Source organism: Microbacterium sp. zg-Y818, from assembly GCF_030246905.1.
In the GTDB taxonomy this organism is placed as follows: domain Bacteria; phylum Actinomycetota; class Actinomycetes; order Actinomycetales; family Microbacteriaceae; genus Microbacterium.
In genome coordinates this window covers 1,398,464-1,416,292 of record NZ_CP126741.1, presented here as the reverse complement: position 1 = coordinate 1,416,292, position 17,829 = coordinate 1,398,464, and the positions used below count along the sequence as shown (strand labels likewise).

The window sequence follows — 17,829 nt, the reverse complement described above, 5'->3', positions numbered from 1 at the left end:
TGTGATGGTCGGGCGCTGGGGGAATCGCGCAGACATCGGACACGCTACTGAGCAGACGGCTCAATTCAGGGGTCAGATCGATGACACGTCGGTTAACTTGTTCTCACCGAACCAGGGCTGGCGTGTCGCACCCCGCATCCCTTAGGATCCCGCGCGCAGCCCGGCGCGCGACCGAGCCCGCGACCGCGGCGCAGCCCCGGTAGACTCGACGCGACATGTCACCCCGTGCCCTCACGCCGCTCGCGCCCGCAGCCACGCCGCCCGCGCAGATCCGCAACTTCTGCATCATCGCCCACATCGACCACGGCAAGTCCACGCTGGCCGACCGCATGCTGCAGATCACCGGCGTCGTGTCCGATCGCGACATGCGCGCCCAGTACCTCGACCGCATGGACATCGAGCGTGAGCGCGGCATCACGATCAAGTCGCAGGCGGTACGCATGCCGTGGGCCGCAGGCGGCGAGACCTTTGCACTGAACATGATCGACACTCCCGGGCACGTCGACTTCACCTACGAGGTCAGTCGGTCCCTCGCCGCCTGTGAGGGGGCAGTCCTTCTCGTGGATGCCGCCCAGGGCATCGAGGCGCAGACGCTCGCCAACCTGTACCTCGCGCTCGAGAACGATCTGCAGATCATCCCGGTGCTGAACAAGATCGACCTTCCGGCGGCCGACCCGGACAAGTTCGCCGCCGAGCTTGCCGGCCTCATCGGCGGACGGCCCGAGGACGTGCTGCGCGTCAGCGGCAAGACCGGCGTGGGCGTCGAAGAGCTGCTCGACCGCATCGTCCGCGATGTGCCGGCGCCGCGCGGCGACGCCGACGCACCCGCCCGTGCCATGATCTTCGACTCGGTCTACGACTCCTATCGCGGCGTGGTGACCTACGTACGCATGATCGACGGCAAGCTGGAGCCGCGCGAGCGCATCCAGATGATGTCGACGCGGGCCACGCACGAGCTGCTGGAGATCGGGGTGTCCAACCCCGAGCCGGTCCCCACGAAAGGGCTCGGCGTCGGCGAGGTGGGCTACCTCATCACCGGTGTGAAGGACGTGCGCCAGTCCAAGGTCGGCGACACGATCACCACCCACCGCAAGCCCGCCACCGAGGCGCTTCCCGGCTACACCGACCCGAAGCCGATGGTCTTCTCCGGCATCTACCCGATCGACGGCAGCGACTACGCGGAGCTGCGCGAGGCCCTCGACAAGCTCAAGCTCTCCGACGCCTCGCTGCAGTACGAGCCCGAGACCTCGGTGGCGCTGGGCTTCGGCTTCCGCTGTGGATTCCTGGGCCTGCTGCACCTGGAGATCATCACCGAGCGGCTCTCGCGCGAGTTCGGCCTGGACCTCATCACCACGGCGCCGTCGGTGCCGTACGAGGTGCATACCGACACCGGCGAGACGATCACGGTCACCAACCCCAGCGAGTACCCCGATGGGCGCGTCGCCGAGGTGTCGGAGCCCGTCGTCAAGGTCGGCATCCTGCTCCCCAAGGAATACGTCGGCACCGTGATGGAGCTCTGCCAGGGCCGCCGCGGCACCCTGCTGGGCATGGACTACCTGAGCGAGGACCGCGTCGAGCTGCGCTACAACATGCCGCTCGGTGAGATCGTGTTCGACTTCTTCGACCACCTCAAGAGCCGCACGCAGGGCTACGCGAGCCTGGACTACGAGCCCGCCGGCTCGCAGACGGCCGATCTCGTCAAGGTCGACATCCTGCTGCAGGGCGAGAAGGTGGATGCCTTCAGCTCGATCGTCCACCGCGACAAGGCCTACGCGTACGGAACGCTGATGACCGAGCGCCTGCGCAAACTCATCCCGCGCCAGCAGTTCGAGGTGCCCATCCAGGCGGCCATCGGCGCACGCATCATCGCCCGCGAGAACATCCGCGCCATTCGCAAGGACGTGCTGGCCAAGTGCTACGGCGGTGACATCACGCGCAAGCGCAAGCTGCTGGAGAAGCAGAAGGAAGGCAAGAAGCGCATGAAGATGGTCGGCCGCGTCGAGGTGCCCCAGGAGGCGTTCATCGCCGCCCTGTCGGGCGACGTCGACGGCAAGAAGTAGTCGACCACCGTTCACGCACCCTCACGAAGTAGGCTGGATTCCATGCGCCGCGGGACCTTCAGGGACGAGACGGTCGACTACGCCGCCGTCGGGGCGACGCAGGCGTCCGACCTTCTGCAGTACCCGCCCGAGCGCAGCATCCCCGCCGCAGAGGCGTGGCGCCTCGGCAGTGGCGAGGACCGCTTCCGCACGGCCGGCGAAGCGCTGCTGTCGTGGGGCGCGCAGCGCGGGGCGGGCCTGGAGCTCGAGGACGTTCGCCCGGCGTCTGGACCGTCCTACTCCGGTGTCGCGTTCGACGCGGAGGGCAACGCCATCGCCCCCAGCCGCCGCGAGGCTGAGCAGCGCTACGACGCCGACGGCACCCCCTACGTCGGCGCCGGCACCACGGTGCACGTGCGCGGCCGCGTCAAGGGCCACCGCGCCGACGCCGAACTGCGCGTCATCTTCTGCGTCGAAGAGGCCCGCCGCATCGGCTTCGCCCTCGGCACCGTCGGCGGCTCGGTCGTCAGCGGCGAGGAGTCGTTCATGATCGAGTGGCGCGACAACGACGAGGTCTGGTTCACCGTCCGCGCGTTCGACGCGCCGACCGCGCCGCTTTACCGCCTGCTGCCGCCGCTCGTGCGGCGCCGGCGCCGCGAACTGTTCCGCGGTTACCTGCGGGCGATCTCGCCGCTGTACACGACATCGTCCTGATGCCCTCCACTCTTCCCGTCGGCGACCCGGCGCCTGCAGACGGCGCGCTGCCCCAGGACCTCCCCGTCGACCCAGCAGTCGACTTCGGCGTCTACCTGCACGTGCCGTTCTGCCGCGTCCGCTGCGGGTACTGCGACTTCAACACCTACACCGCGGGGGAGCTGCGCGGCGCACGCCAGGACCAGTACGCCGACACGCTGCTGCGCGAGGTCGCGCTGTCGCGCGAGGTGCTGGCCGCCGCCGGGGCTATCCGCCCGGCGAGCACCGTCTTCTTCGGCGGCGGCACGCCCACCCTGCTCCCCGCCGGCGACCTCGGCCGCATGCTCGCCGGGGTGCGCGACTGCTTCGGCATCGCGCCGGGGGCCGAAGTCACGGTCGAGGCCAACCCCGACACTGTCACCGAGACGGTGGTCGCCGACCTCGCCGCCTCCGGCGTCACCCGGCTGTCGATCGGAATGCAGTCCGCCGTCCCCCGCGTGCTGGCGGCGCTGGACCGCACCCACAACCCCGACAACGTCGCCACTGCGGTGGCCGCCGCCCGGAGCGCGGGGCTCGACGTGAGCGTCGACCTCATCTACGGTGCGCCCGGGGAGTCGCTCGACGACTGGCGGCGGTCGATCGAGACCGCCGTCGCGCTCGCCCCCGACCACATCTCCGCCTACGCCCTCATCATCGAGGAGGGCACGAAGCTGCACCGCCAGATCCGCCGCGGCGAGGTCCCGGCCCCCGACGACGACCTGCAGGCCGACATGTACGAGCTGGCCGACGAGATGCTCGCCGGCGCCGGCTTCGACTGGTACGAGGTGTCGAACTGGGCGCGTGGCGAGGCGCACCGCTCGCGGCACAACCTCGCATACTGGCGCGGCTCCGATTGGTGGGGGTACGGCCCCGGCGCGCACAGCCACGTCGCGGGGCTGCGCTGGTGGAACGTGAAGCACCCCGCCGCCTACGCCCAGCGCCTGGCCGCAGGCGAGTCTCCCGCAGCGGGCAGGGAACGCCCCGACGCGGCATCCCGCAACCTCGAGGACGTGCTGCTGCGCTCGCGCATCCGCGACGGCTTGGCGGTCTCCGAGGTGACGGATGCCGGGCGGCACGCGGTGGCGGCCCTGATCGCCGACGGTCTGATCGACGGCGCCTCGGCCTTGCGGGGCCGCATCGTGCTCACCCGCCGTGGCCGCCTGCTCGCCGACGCGGTCGTGCGCGCCCTGACCGCCTGACGCCGGTTGCAAGGTCGACACGGTAGAATTGGCACTCACCGACAACGAGTGCCAGCGGAGGGGAGTGGGATGGTCAGCGAACGGGGCCTGCAGGTGCTGCGCGCCATCGTGCAGGACTACGTCGACACCCGCGAACCCGTGGGAAGCAAGGCGATCGTCGAGCGCCACGCGTTCGGCGTCTCGGCGGCCACGATCCGCAACGACATGGCGCAGCTCGAAGACGAAGAGCTCATCGTCGCACCGCACACCTCATCCGGGCGGGTACCCACCGACAAGGGCTACCGCGTCTTCGTCGATCACCTCGCGCAGCTGCGGCCACTGACCACGGCGCAGCGGTCGGCGATCGAGTCGTTCCTCGAAGGATCCGGCGACCTCGACGACCTGCTCGCGCGCACCGTGCGCGCCCTGACCCAGCTGACCGGCCAGGTCGCAATCGTGCAGTATCCGTCGTTCGCCCGGGCGCATGTGTCGCACCTGGAGCTGGTCAACCTCGGCGGCGGCCGCGTGATCGTCATCGTCGTGACCGACATCGGCCGGGTGTCCCAGCGCATCGCGACCGTGCCGACCGAACTCGACGACGAGGGCATGACCCGGGTGCGGACACGGCTTGCCAGCATGCTCACCGGCAGCAGCGTGCAGGGCGGCGCCCAGGCCATCGCGGACCTGCTCGCCGCACCGGCGCAGCCCGATCCGTTCGACCACGCCGTCCGCTCGATCGCAATGGTCGTCGCCGAGGAGCTCGAGGAGTTCCGGCAGGATCGCCTCATGCTCGCCGGCAGCGCCACCCTTGCGCGGCGGGAGCAGGACTTCCGCGGCAGCATCTACCCGCTGCTGGAGGCGATCGAGGAGCAGGTGACGCTCATCCGCCTCATGACCGAGATGGTCCCGGACGACCAGGGTCTGGCGGCGAGCATCGGGCGCGAGAACGAGCCGTTCGGGCTCGCCGAGGCATCCGTCATCACCGGCGACTACGACGCCACCGGTTCCCGTGCGCGCATCGGGCTGCTCGGCCCCACGCGCATGGATTACCCCACGAACATGGCGGCCGTACGCGCCGTCGCACATTATCTGAGCCGGCTGCTCGAAGAAGACGAGCGCTCGCGCTGACGAACCCGACGCCGCCTTGCCGCGGCACGAAAGGCGACTGTGGCTGACCACTATGACGTACTCGGCGTCTCGCGCGACGCGACCCCTGACGAGATCAAGAAGGCGTATCGCCGTCTCGCGCGTGAACTGCACCCCGACGTCAACCCGGGCGAGGAGGCATCGGAGCGCTTCAAGCTGGTGACCCACGCCTACGACGTGCTCAGCGACCCGGACCAGCGCGCGCGCTACGACATGGGCGGCGACAGCGGCCTCGGCGGCGCCGGCGGATTCACCAACTTCGGCGACATCTTCGAGACGTTCTTCGGTGCCGGCGGCGGCGGGGGCCGGTCGGGGCGCCCGCGATCGCGCCGCGAACGCGGGCAGGACGCGCTGGTGCGCGTCACGCTGCAGCTGGGCGACGTCGTGTTCGGCGTGCACCGCGACATCGAGGTCGACACCGCGGTGCTCTGCGACACCTGTCAGGGCTCGTGCTGCCAGCCCGGCACGCAGCCGGCGACCTGCGACATCTGCCACGGCACCGGACACGTGCAGCGCACCGTGCGCAGCCTGCTCGGCAACATGGTCACCTCGCAGCCCTGCAACGTGTGCCAGGGCTACGGCACGACCATTCCGTTCCCCTGCACCACGTGCCAGGGCCAGGGACGCGTGCGCGCCCGGCGCACGGTGTCGCTCGACATCCCCGCGGGCGTCGAGACCGGCTTGCGCCTGCAGCTGCCGGGATCGGGCGAGGTCGGCCCCGCGGGCGGCCCGAACGGCGACCTGTACATCGAGGTCACGGTGGCGTCGCACGAGACCTTCAGCCGCGAGAGCGATGACCTGCTCGCCACTCTCGAGGTGTCCATGCCCGACGCCATCCTCGGCACGACGACGACCATCGAATCGCTCGACGGTCCGGTCGACCTCGAGGTGCGCCCCGGCGTGCAGTCCGGCGACGTGCTCACGATCAAGGGCCGCGGCATCACGCCGTTGCGCGGCGCACAGCGCGGGGACCTGAGGGTGGCCGTGCACGTGGTGACGCCTACGCGCCTCGACGCCAAGGAGCGTGCCCTCATCGAGGACTTCGCCCGGCGCACGAAGTCGCCGAGCCCGCGGCTGGCCGAGTTCCACCAGGGTCTCTTCTCCAAGCTTCGCGACCGATTCCGCGCCTGACGATGGCGCTGCACTTCGTCGATGACGCGGCCGAGGGAGCCGCGCCCGGCGACCACGTCACGCTGACGGGAGCCGAGGCGCACCACGCCGCCGCCGTCCGGCGCGTGCGCGTGGGCGAGGGCGTCACCCTCGGCGACGGCCGTGGCACCTGGCTCACCGGCGTCTGCGCGTCGGTCGCGCCTCGCGAGGTCGTCGTCGAGGTCCTCGAGCGCGAGGTCGTACCGGCGCCGGCTCGCCGCGTGGTGCTCGTGCAGGCGCTGGCGAAGGGCGACCGCGACGAGCTCGCCGTGCAGGCCGCGACCGAGCTCGGCGTGGACGAGGTGATCCCCTGGCAGGCGGCCCGCAGCATCTCGCGCTGGGATGCGGCCAAGGCCGAGAAGGGCCGCTCCCGCTGGGCGACCATCGCCCGCGAGGCCGGAAAGCAAGCGCACCGGGCGTGGCTTCCGGAGGTCGCCCCCGTCGTCACCACCCGGCAGCTGACGCAGATGGCCGAGACGGCCCACGTGCTGGTTCTCGAGCCCACGGCATCCGTTGCTCTGACGACGCTTGCGCTGACCGATGACGATCGCGACGTCGTGCTGGTGGTGGGCCCCGAGGGCGGCATCGCGCCGGAAGAGCTGCAGGCGCTGGATGCCGCCGGCGCGGTGCAGGTGCGCCTGGGCGCCACGGTGCTGCGCACCTCGACCGCGGGACCGGCTGCCCTCGCGGTCGTCAACGCGTCGCTCGGCCGCTGGTGACGGCGACGCGGCGCCCGCCCGCGTCCCGGGGCAGGGCGCAGTGAGCGGGGTGCTCGGTAGACTGGACCGCATGACTGAACCGAGCGTGTTCACCCGCATCCTCAACGGCGAGATCCCCTCCGACATCGTCGCCGAGACCGAGAACGCGTTCGCCATCCGCGACATCGCCCCGCAGGCCCCGGTGCACCTGCTCGTCATCCCCAAGACACAGGAGTACCGCAACGTCGCCGAGCTCGCCGCGGGTGACCCGCAGCTGCTCGCCGAGATGGTCGGCCTGGCCTCGAGCCTGGCCGCCGAGCACGGTGACGGCGACTTCCGTCTGGTGTTCAACACCGGCCCGAGTGCCGGTCAGACCGTCTTCCACGTGCACGCGCACGTGCTGGCCGGTGGCTTGGAGGAGTCGAGTGTCGCAAGCTGACGCAGGGGAGCCCTCGGGCGACGTCACGGTCGACCGCATCTGGGTCGACGGCGTCGCGATGGTGCAGCTGCTGGGACCGCAGGACCGCCTGCTGCGGGTGGTCGAGCGGGAGCACCCCGACGTGGACGTGCACGTGCGGGGAAACGAGATCACGCTGTCGGGAGACGCCGCTGCGGTGGTCGCCGCACGCGAGCTCGTCGACGAGCTGATCACCATGACCCGCGCCGGTCAGGGACTGGACGCCGTCGACGTCTCGAGTTCGAGCCGCATGCTGCGCAGCGACGGCCCGAGGCCGTCCGAGGTCATGGGCGAGGCGATCCTGACCACGCGCGGCAAGGTGATCCGCCCGAAGACCGCGGGTCAGAAGGCCTACGTCGACGCGATCGACGAGAACACCATCGTCTTCGGCATCGGTCCGGCCGGTACCGGCAAGACCTACCTCGCGATGGCCAAGGCCGTGCAGGCCCTGCAGCGCAAAGAGGTCAACCGCATCATCCTCACCCGTCCCGCCGTCGAGGCGGGGGAGCGGCTGGGCTTTCTGCCGGGCTCGCTGACGGACAAGATCGACCCCTACCTGCGCCCGCTGTACGACGCACTCAACGAGATGCTCGACCCCGAGCTCGTTCCCAAGCTCATGGCCAGCGGCACCATCGAAGTCGCGCCGCTGGCGTACATGCGCGGTCGCACCCTGAACGACTCCTTCGTCGTGCTCGACGAGGCGCAGAACACCACCCCCGAGCAGATGAAGATGTTCCTCACCCGCCTGGGCTTCGGCACCCGCATGGTGGTCACCGGCGACATCACCCAGGTCGACCTGCCGCAGGGCACCTCGGGGCTGCGCCTGGTCACGCGCGTGCTGAAGGACATCGACGACATCCACTTCGCCCAGCTCACCAGTGACGACGTCGTGCGTCACACCCTTGTCGGGCGCATCGTCGACGCGTACAGCGTCTACGACGAGCAGCGCCTCGCCCACCGGCGTGAGCGCGATGAGGCATCCGAATTCGCCAACCGCGCCGAACGGCGCGGTGCGTCGCGCACCGCCGGGCCGCGCGACCACATTCCCAAACGAGGACGCTCATGACCATCGAGATCAACAACGAGTCGGGAGTGCCGGTCGACGAGACCGTGCTGCTGCGACTCATGGAGCACAACCTCGCGGGCCTCAACGTCAGTCCCGACGCCGACGTGGCGATTCTGCTCGTCGACGAAGGCGCGATGGAGGCGCTGCACGTGCAGTGGATGGACGAGCCCGGTCCGACCGACGTGCTGAGCTTCCCGATGGACGAGCTGCGCCCCGGAACGGAAGACATGCCGACCCCCGCCGGGCTGCTGGGCGACATCGTGCTCTGCCCGCAGGTGGCCGAGGCGCAGGCGCTGGCGGCACGCCACTCCACGCTTGACGAACTGGTGATGCTCACGACGCACGGTCTGCTGCATCTGCTCGGCTTCGATCACGCCGAGCCCGAAGAAGAGCGCGAGATGTTCGGGTTGCAGAAGCAGCTCATCCTCGACTTCGCCGCGGCTGAGCGGCGGCGCCCCCGCACATGACCGAGCTGCTGCTGCTGCTCGCCGCCGTTGTTCTGGTGGCCCTCGGCGGCCTCATGGCGGCCCTCGACGCCGCTCTGGCGGTCACGGGGCGCGCAGGCCTCACCGAACTCGCCGCCACCGCCCGGTCGCGCACCGCCTTGACCAAGATCGCAGACGACCCCGAGGCGCACGGCAACGCGGTGGTGTTCATCCGCATCCTCGCCGAGACCACCGCCGCGGTGCTGGTGACGGTCGCATTCACCCTGGCCTTCGACAACATCTGGTGGGCGATGCTCGCCGCCGCGCTCCTCATGACCGTGGTGTCGTTCGTGCTGGTGGGCGCCAGTCCGCGTTCGGCGGGACGCCAGCACGCGACCGGGCTGCTGCGCAACGCCGCGCCGATCGTGCGCGGTGCCCGCATCGTGCTGGGACCGCTCGCCCACCTGCTGGTGATCCTCGGCAACCGCTTCACGCCCGGGGTGTCGCGCAACGCGACGTTCGCCTCGGAGGAGCAGCTGCTGAGCATGGTCGACGAGGCCGCCTCGCAGGACCTCATCGAGGAGGACGACCGCGAGCTCATCCACTCGGTGTTCGACTTCACCGACACGTTCGTGCGCGCCGTGATGGTTCCCCGCACCGACATGGTGTCGGTGGATGCCGAAGCAAGCACCCACGAGGCGATGAAGCTGTTCCTCGACAGGGGCGTCTCGCGCCTCCCTGTCGTCGACGACGAGGCCGACGACGTGGTGGGAGTCCTCTACCTGAAGGACCTGGTGCAGTTCGCGTTCCGCGACGAGAGCGCGTGGCGCAACGCCGCCGTCAGCCGCATCGCGCGCAAGGCCGTCTTCGTGCCGGAGTCGATGAAGGCGGAGACACTGCTGCAGCAGATGAAGCGCGACGCCGTGCACGTGTGCCTCGTCGTGGACGAGTACGGCGGAGTGTCGGGCCTGGTGACCCTCGAGGACCTCATCGAGGAGCTCGTCGGCGAGATCGCCGACGAGTACGACGCGCGGGCAGCGGAGGTGGTCGACCTCGGGGAGGGCCGGTTCCGGGTCAGTGCGCGCCTGGGCCTGGACGAAGTCGGCGAGCTGTTCGGCATCGAGCTCGAGGACGACGAAGTGGATTCGATCGGCGGACTGCTGGGCAAGGCCCTGGGACGCGTCCCGATGCCCGGCGTCACCGCCGAGACGCAGGGTCTCGTACTCACCGGCGGCGCATCGCGCGGCCGTGGGCGCGGGCTCGCGACGGTGTTCGTGGAGCGCGCGGAACCCCTCGAGAGCGCGGACGACAGCGCCCGGGCCCCGCGCACCGGCCAGATCCCGCGGACGCGCACCGGCGAGGTACGCGTGAGCCGGGGCGATGCGGAAGCCGCGCAGTCCTCGTAGCGGGCCACCCGACCCGTAGCGGCGCGTGCACGAGCGCCCCTACTGTTGCGCTACCGGACCAGCCGGACACCGCGACATCGGAGGTCGTCACATGTGCACAGGCGCGAACTACACCACCAAAGACCACTACTTCGGGCGCAATCTCGACCTCGAATTCTCGTACCACGAGACGGTCACGATCACCCCGCGGAACTTCCCGTTCGAGTTCCGCAAGGTGCCGACGCTCGCAACGCACCACGCCATCATCGGCATGGCGAACATCGCCGACGGCTACCCGCTGTACTACGACGCGACGAACGAGAAGGGCCTCAGCATGGCGGGGCTCAACTTCCCCGGGAACGCCGACTACAAGCAGGAGAACCCGGAGAAGACGAACGTCGGGTCGTTCGAGTTCATCCCGTGGGTGCTCGCACAGTTCGAGAGTGTCGCCGAGGTGCGGGCCGCGCTCGCGGACCTCGTCGTGACCGATGCTGCGTTCAGCGCCGAGTTCCCGCCGTCGCCCCTGCACTGGATCATCAGCGACAGGGACAGCTCGATCACCGTCGAGAGCGTGAAGGAGGGCCTCAAGGTCTACGACAACCCGTACGGGATCATGACCAACAACCCCACCTTCGACATCCAGTCGTTCAACCTCAACAACTTCATGCACCTGACGAAGAACCCCCCGGAGAACACCTTCGCCCCGGAACTGGACTTCGACGTCTACAGCCGGGGGATGGGGGCCATCGGACTGCCCGGCGACCTGTCGTCGGCATCCCGTTTCGTGAAGGCCGTCTTCACGAAGATGAACTCCGTGTCGGGGGATTCCGAATCGGAATCGATCAGCCAGTTCTTCCAGATCCTCGGATCCGTCGCGCAGCAGCGCGGCCTGGTGGAGGTGGAGCCGGGCAAGTTCGAGATCACGATCTACTCGTCGTGCTGCAACACCGACAAGGGCATCTACTACTACACGACCTACGAGAACAGCCAGGTCACCGGCGTCGACATGCACAAGGAGGATCTCGACGCAACTACACTGGTGGATTACCCCCTGATCAAGGGGCAGCAGATCCATATGCAGAATTGAGAGTTTCGCATCGACGAGAACGTCCACCGCTCCGGCTTCGTCACCTTCGTCGGACGCCCCAATGTGGGCAAGTCCACCCTCACCAACGCGCTGGTCGGCGAGAAGGTCGCGATCACCAGCGACAAGCCGCAGACGACTCGGCGAGCCATCCGCGGCATCCTGAATCGGCCGGACGGCCAGCTCGTGATCGTCGACACCCCCGGCATCCATCGACCCCGCACCCTGCTCGGCGAGCGTCTGAACGATCTCGTGGAACAGGTGCTGGGTGACGTGGACGTCATCGCGTTCTGCGTCCCCGCGACCGAGAAGGTCGGGCCCGGAGACCGCCGCATCGCGGAGTCGCTGTCGAACTACCCGCGCGCCAAGAAGGTCGCGCTCGTGACCAAGACCGACGTGGGCAGCCGCGAGCAGATCACCGAACGGCTGATCGAGGTCGATGGGCTGCGTGAGGACTGGCACGCGGTGATTCCGCTGTCCGCGCTCACGAACAACCAGCTCGATGTGCTTGCCGACGAACTGCTCTCGCTCATGCCGCCGGGACCGGCGCTGTACGAGGAAGGCGTCGTCACCGACGAGTCGACCGAGGACCGCATCGCCGAGATCATCCGTGAGGCGGCGCTCGAGGGCGTCCGGGACGAGCTGCCGCACTCGATCGCGGTGACGGTCGATGACATCGCCCAGCGCGAGGACAGCGACCTCACCGACATCTTCGCGAGCATCGTCGTGGAGCGCGACAGCCAGAAGGCGATCATCATCGGCCACCGGGGTTCACGGCTGAGCGACGTGGGCGCCCGCGCCCGCGCGCAGATCGAGCCGCTGATCGGGAGCCGGGTGTTCCTGAAGCTGCACGTGCGGGTCGCCAAGGAATGGCAGCGCGACCCGAAGCAGCTCGGGCGCCTCGGGTTCTGATGGCCCGCCGCTGGGAGGCGCCGCGCTGGGGCCCACCGGAGGGCTGGGAGCTCGTCGACGTCGAGGTCCCAGCGCCCCTCCACGGCGAGGTCACGATCAGGGTGGCGGCCGCGGGAATGAACCCGGCCGACGTGAAGCACGTGGCCGTCGAACGGCCCGGCCTGGTCTTGCCCGTGCCGATCGGGTACGAGGTATCCGGCGTGCTGACGGCGATCGGACCGGGCACGGAGATCGCCTCGGGCACCGCCGCGGTGGGCGACGAGGTGCTGGCCTTCCGCATCACCGGCGGATACGCGACCGAGCTCACGGTCCCCGCCGACACGGTGTTCGCCAAGCCCGCGTCGCTGACGCACCCGCAGGCGGCGAACCTGCTGCTGGCCGGCACGACGGCATCCGAGCTGCTGCATGTGACGGGCGTGGCGCCGGGGGAGACCGTCCTCCTGCACGGCGGGTCCGGCGCCGTGGGGGTGGCGGTGCTGCAGCTGGCGCGGCGCCTCGGCGCGCGCGTCATCGCGACGGCGTCGCCCTCGTCGTTCGAACGGGTGCGTCGCTACGGCGGGGTGCCGGTGGCGTACGGCGAAGGGCTGCTGGATCGCGTGCGGGATGCCGCGGAGGGCGCCCCCGTGGTCGCCGCGCTCGACGCAGCCGGGACCGACGAGGCCCTGCGCGTCTCCCTCGAGGTCGTCGCCGATCCGTCGCGCGTGGTGACGATCGCCGCGACCGGCGCGGCCGAGAGCCTCGGCATCCGTCGCATCGCCGGTGGCATGCCGGCGAGCGCCGCATACCGCGACAGCGTGCGGGCCGACCTCATCGCCCTCGCCGGGGCGGGGGAGCTGGAGGTGCCGATCGCGGGCGTCTTCCCGCTCGAACGCCTGCACGACGCACTGGAGGTTCTGCTGTCCGGCCACCCCGGCGGCAAGCTCGCCCTCGTCCCCTAACCGGCTCCCCGGAATCGATGACGGTTCCCCGACCGATCGCGTCGGCGGCAGGCGGGTCCGGCTTCACGGGCCCGCCCCTGCTGCCCCGTCGCCGCTGCCCCGGAGCCGGGTGTCGTGGCGCACGCCGAGAGAGGGCGACGGATGCCACGACGATCCCTGCAGCGATGAGCATTCTGCTCGGCGATGGTGTCCTCACACCTCGATCGTGTCCGTATCAGGCGGTCCGTCTCCGCGTCGGCACCGCATCCTGTTAGCATCGACCCATGCGCGCGGGCACGCTTCTCCTTCTTAGCTGCCGCGACGAGTCCTCGTTCTAGGGCCCTCTCGTCGCGGAGCTTCTGGTCGGCCCGTATCAGCCTTGAGCCCGCCTCCCCGGCGAGAGAAGAAGCGAAGACCATGGACAACACTCAGAAGCCGTCCGGCATGCCGATCCACAAGTACCGGGCATATCAGGACCAGTTCCGCGTCGACCTGCCCGACCGCACGTGGCCGGACAACCGCATCACGACCGCACCGCGCTGGTGCGCCGTCGACCTGCGGGACGGCAACCAGGCCCTCATCGACCCGATGAGCCCTGAGCGCAAGCGCATCATGTTCGAGCTTCTCGTCGGCATGGGCTACAAGGAGATCGAGGTCGGCTTCCCGTCGGCGAGCCAGACGGACTTCGACTTCGTGCGTCAGCTGATCGAAGAGGACCTCATCCCCGACGACGTGACCATCCAGGTCCTGACGCAGGCGCGTGAGCACCTCATCGAGCGCACGTACGAGTCGATCGCCGGCGCGAAGCGCGCGATCGTGCACCTGTACAACTCCACCAGCGTGCTGCAGCGCGACGTCGTGTTCCGCACCGACAAGCAGGGCGTCATCGACATCGCCCTCGAGGGCGCGCGCCTGTGTCGCGAGTTCGAGAAGCGCATCCCCGAGACCCAGGTCTTCTACGAGTACTCGCCGGAGAGCTATACCGGGACCGAGCTCGAGTTCGCCGTCGAGATCTGCAACCAGGTGATCGAGGTCTTCGAGCCGACGCCCGACCGCAAGGTGATCATCAACCTGCCGGCGACGGTGGAGATGGCCACCCCCAACGTCTACGCCGATTCGATCGAGTGGATGAGCCGGCGCCTGGCGCACCGCGAGAACATCATCCTGTCGCTGCACCCGCACAACGACCGCGGCACGGCGATCGCCGCGGCGGAACTCGGCTACATGGCCGGCGCCGACCGCATCGAGGGATGCCTGTTCGGCAATGGCGAGCGCACCGGCAACGTCGACCTCGTCGCCCTGGGGATCAACCTGCTCACGCAGGGCATCGACCCGCAGATCGACTTCAGTGACATCGACCAGGTAAAGCGCACCGCGGAGTACTGCAACCAGCTGCCGGTGCCCGAGCGCAGCCCGTGGGCGGGCGACCTCGTCTTCACCGCTTTCAGCGGGTCGCACCAGGACGCGATCAAGAAGGGCTTCGAGGCGATGGAAGCCCGCGCCGCGGCATCCGGGGTCTCGGTCGACGAGATCGAGTGGGCCGTGCCCTATCTGCCGATCGACCCGAAGGACCTGGGGCGCTCGTACGAGGCGGTCATCCGGGTGAACTCGCAGTCGGGCAAGGGGGGCGTCGCCTACCTGCTGCGCACCGACCACGCCTTGGACCTGCCTCGCAAGCTGCAGATCGAGTTCTCGGGTGTCGTGCAGGCCAAGACCGACGCCGAGGGTGGCGAAGTCACCAGCGAGCAGATCTGGGACATCTTCACCGACGAGTACCTGCCCTCGACGGCCGATGAGGCCAAGTGGGGCCGCTTCGAGCTGCTGGCGACCCGCACTCAGAGCGACATGTCGGGCGACGTCACCCTCGATGTGACGCTGCGCGACGGCGACGGCCAGGAGGATCTCACCGGCACCGGCAACGGGCCGATTGCGGCGTTCCTGTCGGTGCTGAGCGCGCGCGGCTTCGACATCTCGCTCTACGACTACGTCGAGCACACGCTCAGCGCGGGGGGCGACGCGCAGGCGGCCGCCTACGTCGAGCTGCAGGTGGACGGCGAGCGGCTGTGGGGGGTCGGAATCGACGGCGACATCTCGACTGCGAGCCTCAAGGCGATCGTCTCGTGCGTGAACCGCGCGATCCGCACGCGCACCCGCGAGGCCCAGCTGACCGCCGTGTGACACCGCCGCGGTCCCTCAGGGCCGTGAGACGAATGCTGGCGGCCGAGACCGTGGGTATCACCCGCTGTCTCGGCCGTCGGTTTTCGTCTCAGCGCTGAGGGCGGGGGCGCGGGCGGGGGCGGCGGAGCCACGCGCGGCGGGGCGGATCCTGCGTGACGATCGGGATCGCGCTCGTCTCGACAGCGACCTTGCGGCGGTGAAGACGCCGCTGCTCGGGAAGTGAGATGTCGAAGATCACGGCGAGCAGCCTGATCACAGCGGTCACCACGACGCTGGCGACCGCGGCAGCAGTGAGCGGCACCCCCAGCGCGTCGAGTCCCGCGAGGACAAAGCAACCGACGCCCGCAGCCACCGCGTACAGCGACCCGACGTGCATGATGGCGACCGGCAGCCCCATGATGACGTCGCGCAGGATGCCGCCGCCCACCGCCGAGCACACCCCGATGAACACCGCCGGCACCATCGGCAGCCCGAGGGCCAGCGCCTTGCTCGTGCCGAAGGCGCCGAACAGCCCGATCACGACGGCATCCAGCGCGATGATCACGTGGTTGAGCCGCTGGAAGATGCCGGACAGCAGCATGCCCACCAGTGCCGCACCCATCGCCGTGAGCAGGTACCAGTTGCTCTGCAGCGTCACCGGTGTGGTGTTCAGCAGCAGGTCGCGGATGAGGCCGCCGCCCATGCCCATGACGATGCCGATGATCGCCACACCCAGCAGGTCGAGGCGTCGCCCGGTGAACCCAGCCGCGAACAGAGCGCCCTGCACCCCGCCCAGTCCGACCGCGAGAAGGTCCGCCCACAGCGGAATGGCGAAGGTGGTTTCGGGCACGCGTTCATTGTTGCCGTCGCCGCGCCGCGACGCGAGTGCGCCTCGCCGGTCGATAATGGAGGGGTGCCCACCTATCGCGACGAAGTCGTGGTTCTGCGCACCCACAAACTGGGTGAAGCCGACCGCATCGTGACGATGCTCAGTCGCCGCCACGGCAAGCTGCGCGCGGTCGCGAAGGGCGTGCGCCGCACCTCGTCGAGGTTCGGCTCCCGGCTCGAGCCGTTCATGGTCGCCGATGTGCAGCTCTACCAAGGCCGATCGCTCGACATCGTGCAGCAGGCCGAGTCGCTGGGCTCCTACGGCGCGCAGATCGCCGCCGATTACGACCGTTACACCGCCGCCAGCGCCATGGTCGAGACCGCCGACCGGCTGAACGAGGCCGAGACCACCTCGCAGCAGTACCTGCTGCTCGTCGGCGGCCTGCGGGCGCTGTCGCGCGCAGAGCACGCGTCGCGGGCCGTGCTGGACTCCTACCTGCTGCGCGTCATGGCGCTGTCGGGCTGGGCACCCAACCTGCTCGACTGCGCCCGATGCGGGGCGAAGGGCCCGCACGAGTGGTTCGTCGCTCAGCTGGGCGGCATGGTGTGCGCCGCGTGCGCGCCGGCCGGCTCGGCGCGCGTGCATCCCGAGACGGGAGCGCAGCTTCGTGCGTTGCTGGCGGGGGACTGGGACGTCGTAGACGGCGCGACCGACGGCGCGTCCGGTGCAGCGTCGGGACTCGTGGCCGCATACGCGCAATGGCATCTGGAGCGCGGCATCCGCTCGCTTTCGCACGTGGCGACAGCCCAGACCCCGAGAGCGGGAGCTTCACGGTGACACCCAAGCCCTACACGCACCGCGACGCGGTGCCGTACCGCCCCCTGGATTGGACGGGACAGTACCCGCCTGACTTCCCCAAGAAGGGCGTGCCGCAGCACATCGCCATCGTCATGGACGGCAACGGCCGCTGGGCGAACCGGCGCGGCCTCACCCGGATCGAGGGCCACAAGGCCGGCGAGGAGGTGCTGCTCGACGTCGTCGCCGGCGCCATCCAGGCAGGCGTCAAGAACCTCTCGGTGTACGCGTTCTCCACCGAGAACTGGGCGCGCTCGCCCGAAGAGGTGCGCTTCCTCATGGGCTACAACCGCGACGTGCTGCACCGCCGGCGCGACCAGCTCAATGAGTGGGGCGTGCGCGTGCGCTGGGCGGGCCGCAAGCCGCGGCTGTGGGGCTCGGTCATCAAAGAGCTGCAGTACGCCGAGCAGCTGACGGCGGGCAACGACGTGCTCACTCTCACCATGTGCGTCAACTACGGTGGCCGGGTCGAGATCGTCGACGCCGTCCGGGCGATCGCCGACGACGTTGCCGCGGGCCGGATCAAGCCCTCGGCGGTGAGCGAGAAGCTGATCCAGCGCCACCTGTACGTGCCCGACATGCCCGACGTCGACCTTTTCCTGCGGTCCAGCGGCGAGCAGCGCACGTCGAATTTCCTGCTGTGGCAGGCGGCCTACGCCGAGATGGTGTTCCTCGACACCCTGTGGCCGGACTTCTCCCGCACCGAGCTGTGGCGCGCGATCGGCATCTATCTCGATCGCGACCGCCGCTTCGGCGGGGCGGTCGACGCGCCGAGTGTATGACCCGCACGGAATAGATCG

General features: G+C 69.5%; 17 protein-coding genes. 16 read left to right on the top strand and 1 reads right to left on the bottom strand.

Annotated elements, in window-relative coordinates; translation table 11 throughout:
• Window positions 1–215: 215 nt before the first annotated feature.
• From lepA to leuA, 14 genes are all read left to right on the top strand, one after another.
• Window positions 216–2,060 carry a translation elongation factor 4 gene (lepA, locus tag QNO21_RS06515; protein WP_257516065.1) on the top strand — a complete coding sequence of 615 codons (1,845 nt, stop codon included), beginning with the start codon at window positions 216–218 and terminating at the stop codon, window positions 2,058–2,060.
• A gap of 42 nt (window positions 2,061–2,102) precedes the next feature.
• Window positions 2,103–2,753 carry a DUF1990 domain-containing protein gene (locus QNO21_RS06510; RefSeq protein ID WP_257518963.1) on the top strand — a complete coding sequence of 217 codons (651 nt, stop codon included), beginning with the start codon at window positions 2,103–2,105 and terminating at the stop codon, window positions 2,751–2,753.
• The gene (hemW, locus tag QNO21_RS06505) at window positions 2,753–3,970 is read left to right on the top strand and encodes a radical SAM family heme chaperone HemW (RefSeq protein ID WP_257518962.1); all 1,218 of its coding nucleotides are present in this window, start codon (window positions 2,753–2,755) and stop codon (window positions 3,968–3,970) included. Before QNO21_RS06510 ends, hemW begins: the two co-directional genes overlap by 1 nt.
• Window positions 3,971–4,039: 69 nt before the next feature.
• Entirely contained in the window at window positions 4,040–5,077 is a 1,038-nt protein-coding gene (hrcA, locus tag QNO21_RS06500) for a heat-inducible transcriptional repressor HrcA (RefSeq protein WP_257518961.1), read from the top strand.
• Window positions 5,078–5,116: 39 nt separating this feature from the next.
• Complete coding sequence (gene dnaJ / locus QNO21_RS06495) at window positions 5,117–6,226, top strand: molecular chaperone DnaJ (RefSeq protein WP_257518960.1); 1,110 nt, start codon at window positions 5,117–5,119, stop codon at window positions 6,224–6,226.
• Window positions 6,227–6,228: 2 nt separating this feature from the next.
• Entirely contained in the window at window positions 6,229–6,963 is a 735-nt protein-coding gene (locus QNO21_RS06490; protein ID WP_257516688.1) for a 16S rRNA (uracil(1498)-N(3))-methyltransferase, read from the top strand.
• Between the two features lie 70 nt (window positions 6,964–7,033).
• Entirely contained in the window at window positions 7,034–7,381 is a 348-nt protein-coding gene (locus QNO21_RS06485; protein WP_257516687.1) for a histidine triad nucleotide-binding protein, read from the top strand.
• 58 nt (window positions 7,382–7,439) lie between these two features.
• Window positions 7,440–8,465 carry a PhoH family protein gene (locus tag QNO21_RS06480; RefSeq protein ID WP_257519030.1) on the top strand — a complete coding sequence of 342 codons (1,026 nt, stop codon included), beginning with the start codon at window positions 7,440–7,442 and terminating at the stop codon, window positions 8,463–8,465.
• Window positions 8,462–8,932: an rRNA maturation RNase YbeY gene (gene ybeY, locus QNO21_RS06475; RefSeq protein ID WP_257516686.1), complete on the top strand. Its 471-nt coding sequence runs from the start codon at window positions 8,462–8,464 to the stop codon at window positions 8,930–8,932. Before QNO21_RS06480 ends, ybeY begins: the two co-directional genes overlap by 4 nt.
• Window positions 8,929–10,296, top strand: a complete 1,368-nt coding sequence (locus tag QNO21_RS06470; RefSeq protein WP_257518959.1) for a hemolysin family protein — start codon at window positions 8,929–8,931, stop codon at window positions 10,294–10,296. Before ybeY ends, QNO21_RS06470 begins: the two co-directional genes overlap by 4 nt.
• A gap of 91 nt (window positions 10,297–10,387) precedes the next feature.
• Window positions 10,388–11,362: a choloylglycine hydrolase gene (bsh, locus tag QNO21_RS06465; protein WP_257518958.1), complete on the top strand. Its 975-nt coding sequence runs from the start codon at window positions 10,388–10,390 to the stop codon at window positions 11,360–11,362.
• Between the two features lie 9 nt (window positions 11,363–11,371).
• Window positions 11,372–12,271, top strand: coding sequence for a GTPase Era (gene era / locus QNO21_RS06460; protein WP_257516473.1), 900 nt, complete (start codon window positions 11,372–11,374; stop codon window positions 12,269–12,271).
• Window positions 12,271–13,209 carry a quinone oxidoreductase family protein gene (locus QNO21_RS06455; protein ID WP_257518957.1) on the top strand — a complete coding sequence of 313 codons (939 nt, stop codon included), beginning with the start codon at window positions 12,271–12,273 and terminating at the stop codon, window positions 13,207–13,209. The genes era and QNO21_RS06455 overlap by 1 nt, the downstream gene beginning before the upstream one ends.
• A 396-nt stretch (window positions 13,210–13,605) precedes the next feature.
• Window positions 13,606–15,366: a 2-isopropylmalate synthase gene (gene leuA / locus QNO21_RS06450; protein WP_257518956.1), complete on the top strand. Its 1,761-nt coding sequence runs from the start codon at window positions 13,606–13,608 to the stop codon at window positions 15,364–15,366.
• Window positions 15,367–15,454: 88 nt separating this feature from the next.
• Here the strand turns inward: leuA and QNO21_RS06445 are convergent, their stop codons facing one another.
• The gene (locus tag QNO21_RS06445) at window positions 15,455–16,195 is read right to left on the bottom strand and encodes a trimeric intracellular cation channel family protein (protein ID WP_257516629.1); all 741 of its coding nucleotides are present in this window, start codon (window positions 16,193–16,195) and stop codon (window positions 15,455–15,457) included.
• Between the two features lie 63 nt (window positions 16,196–16,258).
• On the opposite strand from QNO21_RS06445, the gene recO reads away from it, so the two are divergent.
• Both recO and QNO21_RS06435 read left to right on the top strand, forming a co-directional pair.
• Window positions 16,259–17,011, top strand: coding sequence for a DNA repair protein RecO (gene recO, locus QNO21_RS06440; protein WP_257516630.1), 753 nt, complete (start codon window positions 16,259–16,261; stop codon window positions 17,009–17,011).
• Window positions 17,008–17,811, top strand: a complete 804-nt coding sequence (locus QNO21_RS06435) for an isoprenyl transferase (RefSeq protein WP_257516631.1) — start codon at window positions 17,008–17,010, stop codon at window positions 17,809–17,811. The genes recO and QNO21_RS06435 overlap by 4 nt, the downstream gene beginning before the upstream one ends.
• Window positions 17,812–17,829 lie beyond the last annotated feature (18 nt).

Excerpts from the sequence above, each read along its gene's own strand:
- lepA (WP_257516065.1), top strand. The coding sequence starts at position 216 with ATGTCACCCCGTGCCCTCACGCCGCTCGCGCCCGCAGCCACGCCGCCC.
- QNO21_RS06510 (WP_257518963.1), top strand. The coding sequence starts at position 2,103 with ATGCGCCGCGGGACCTTCAGGGACGAGACGGTCGACTACGCCGCCGTC.
- hemW (WP_257518962.1), top strand. The coding sequence starts at position 2,753 with ATGCCCTCCACTCTTCCCGTCGGCGACCCGGCGCCTGCAGACGGCGCG.
- hrcA (WP_257518961.1), top strand. The coding sequence starts at position 4,040 with ATGGTCAGCGAACGGGGCCTGCAGGTGCTGCGCGCCATCGTGCAGGAC.
- QNO21_RS06490 (WP_257516688.1), top strand. The coding sequence starts at position 6,229 with ATGGCGCTGCACTTCGTCGATGACGCGGCCGAGGGAGCCGCGCCCGGC.
- QNO21_RS06485 (WP_257516687.1), top strand. The coding sequence starts at position 7,034 with ATGACTGAACCGAGCGTGTTCACCCGCATCCTCAACGGCGAGATCCCC.
- QNO21_RS06480 (WP_257519030.1), top strand. The coding sequence starts at position 7,440 with ATGGTGCAGCTGCTGGGACCGCAGGACCGCCTGCTGCGGGTGGTCGAG.
- ybeY (WP_257516686.1), top strand. The coding sequence starts at position 8,462 with ATGACCATCGAGATCAACAACGAGTCGGGAGTGCCGGTCGACGAGACC.
- QNO21_RS06470 (WP_257518959.1), top strand. The coding sequence starts at position 8,929 with ATGACCGAGCTGCTGCTGCTGCTCGCCGCCGTTGTTCTGGTGGCCCTC.
- bsh (WP_257518958.1), top strand. The coding sequence starts at position 10,388 with ATGTGCACAGGCGCGAACTACACCACCAAAGACCACTACTTCGGGCGC.
- QNO21_RS06455 (WP_257518957.1), top strand. The coding sequence starts at position 12,271 with ATGGCCCGCCGCTGGGAGGCGCCGCGCTGGGGCCCACCGGAGGGCTGG.
- leuA (WP_257518956.1), top strand. The coding sequence starts at position 13,606 with ATGGACAACACTCAGAAGCCGTCCGGCATGCCGATCCACAAGTACCGG.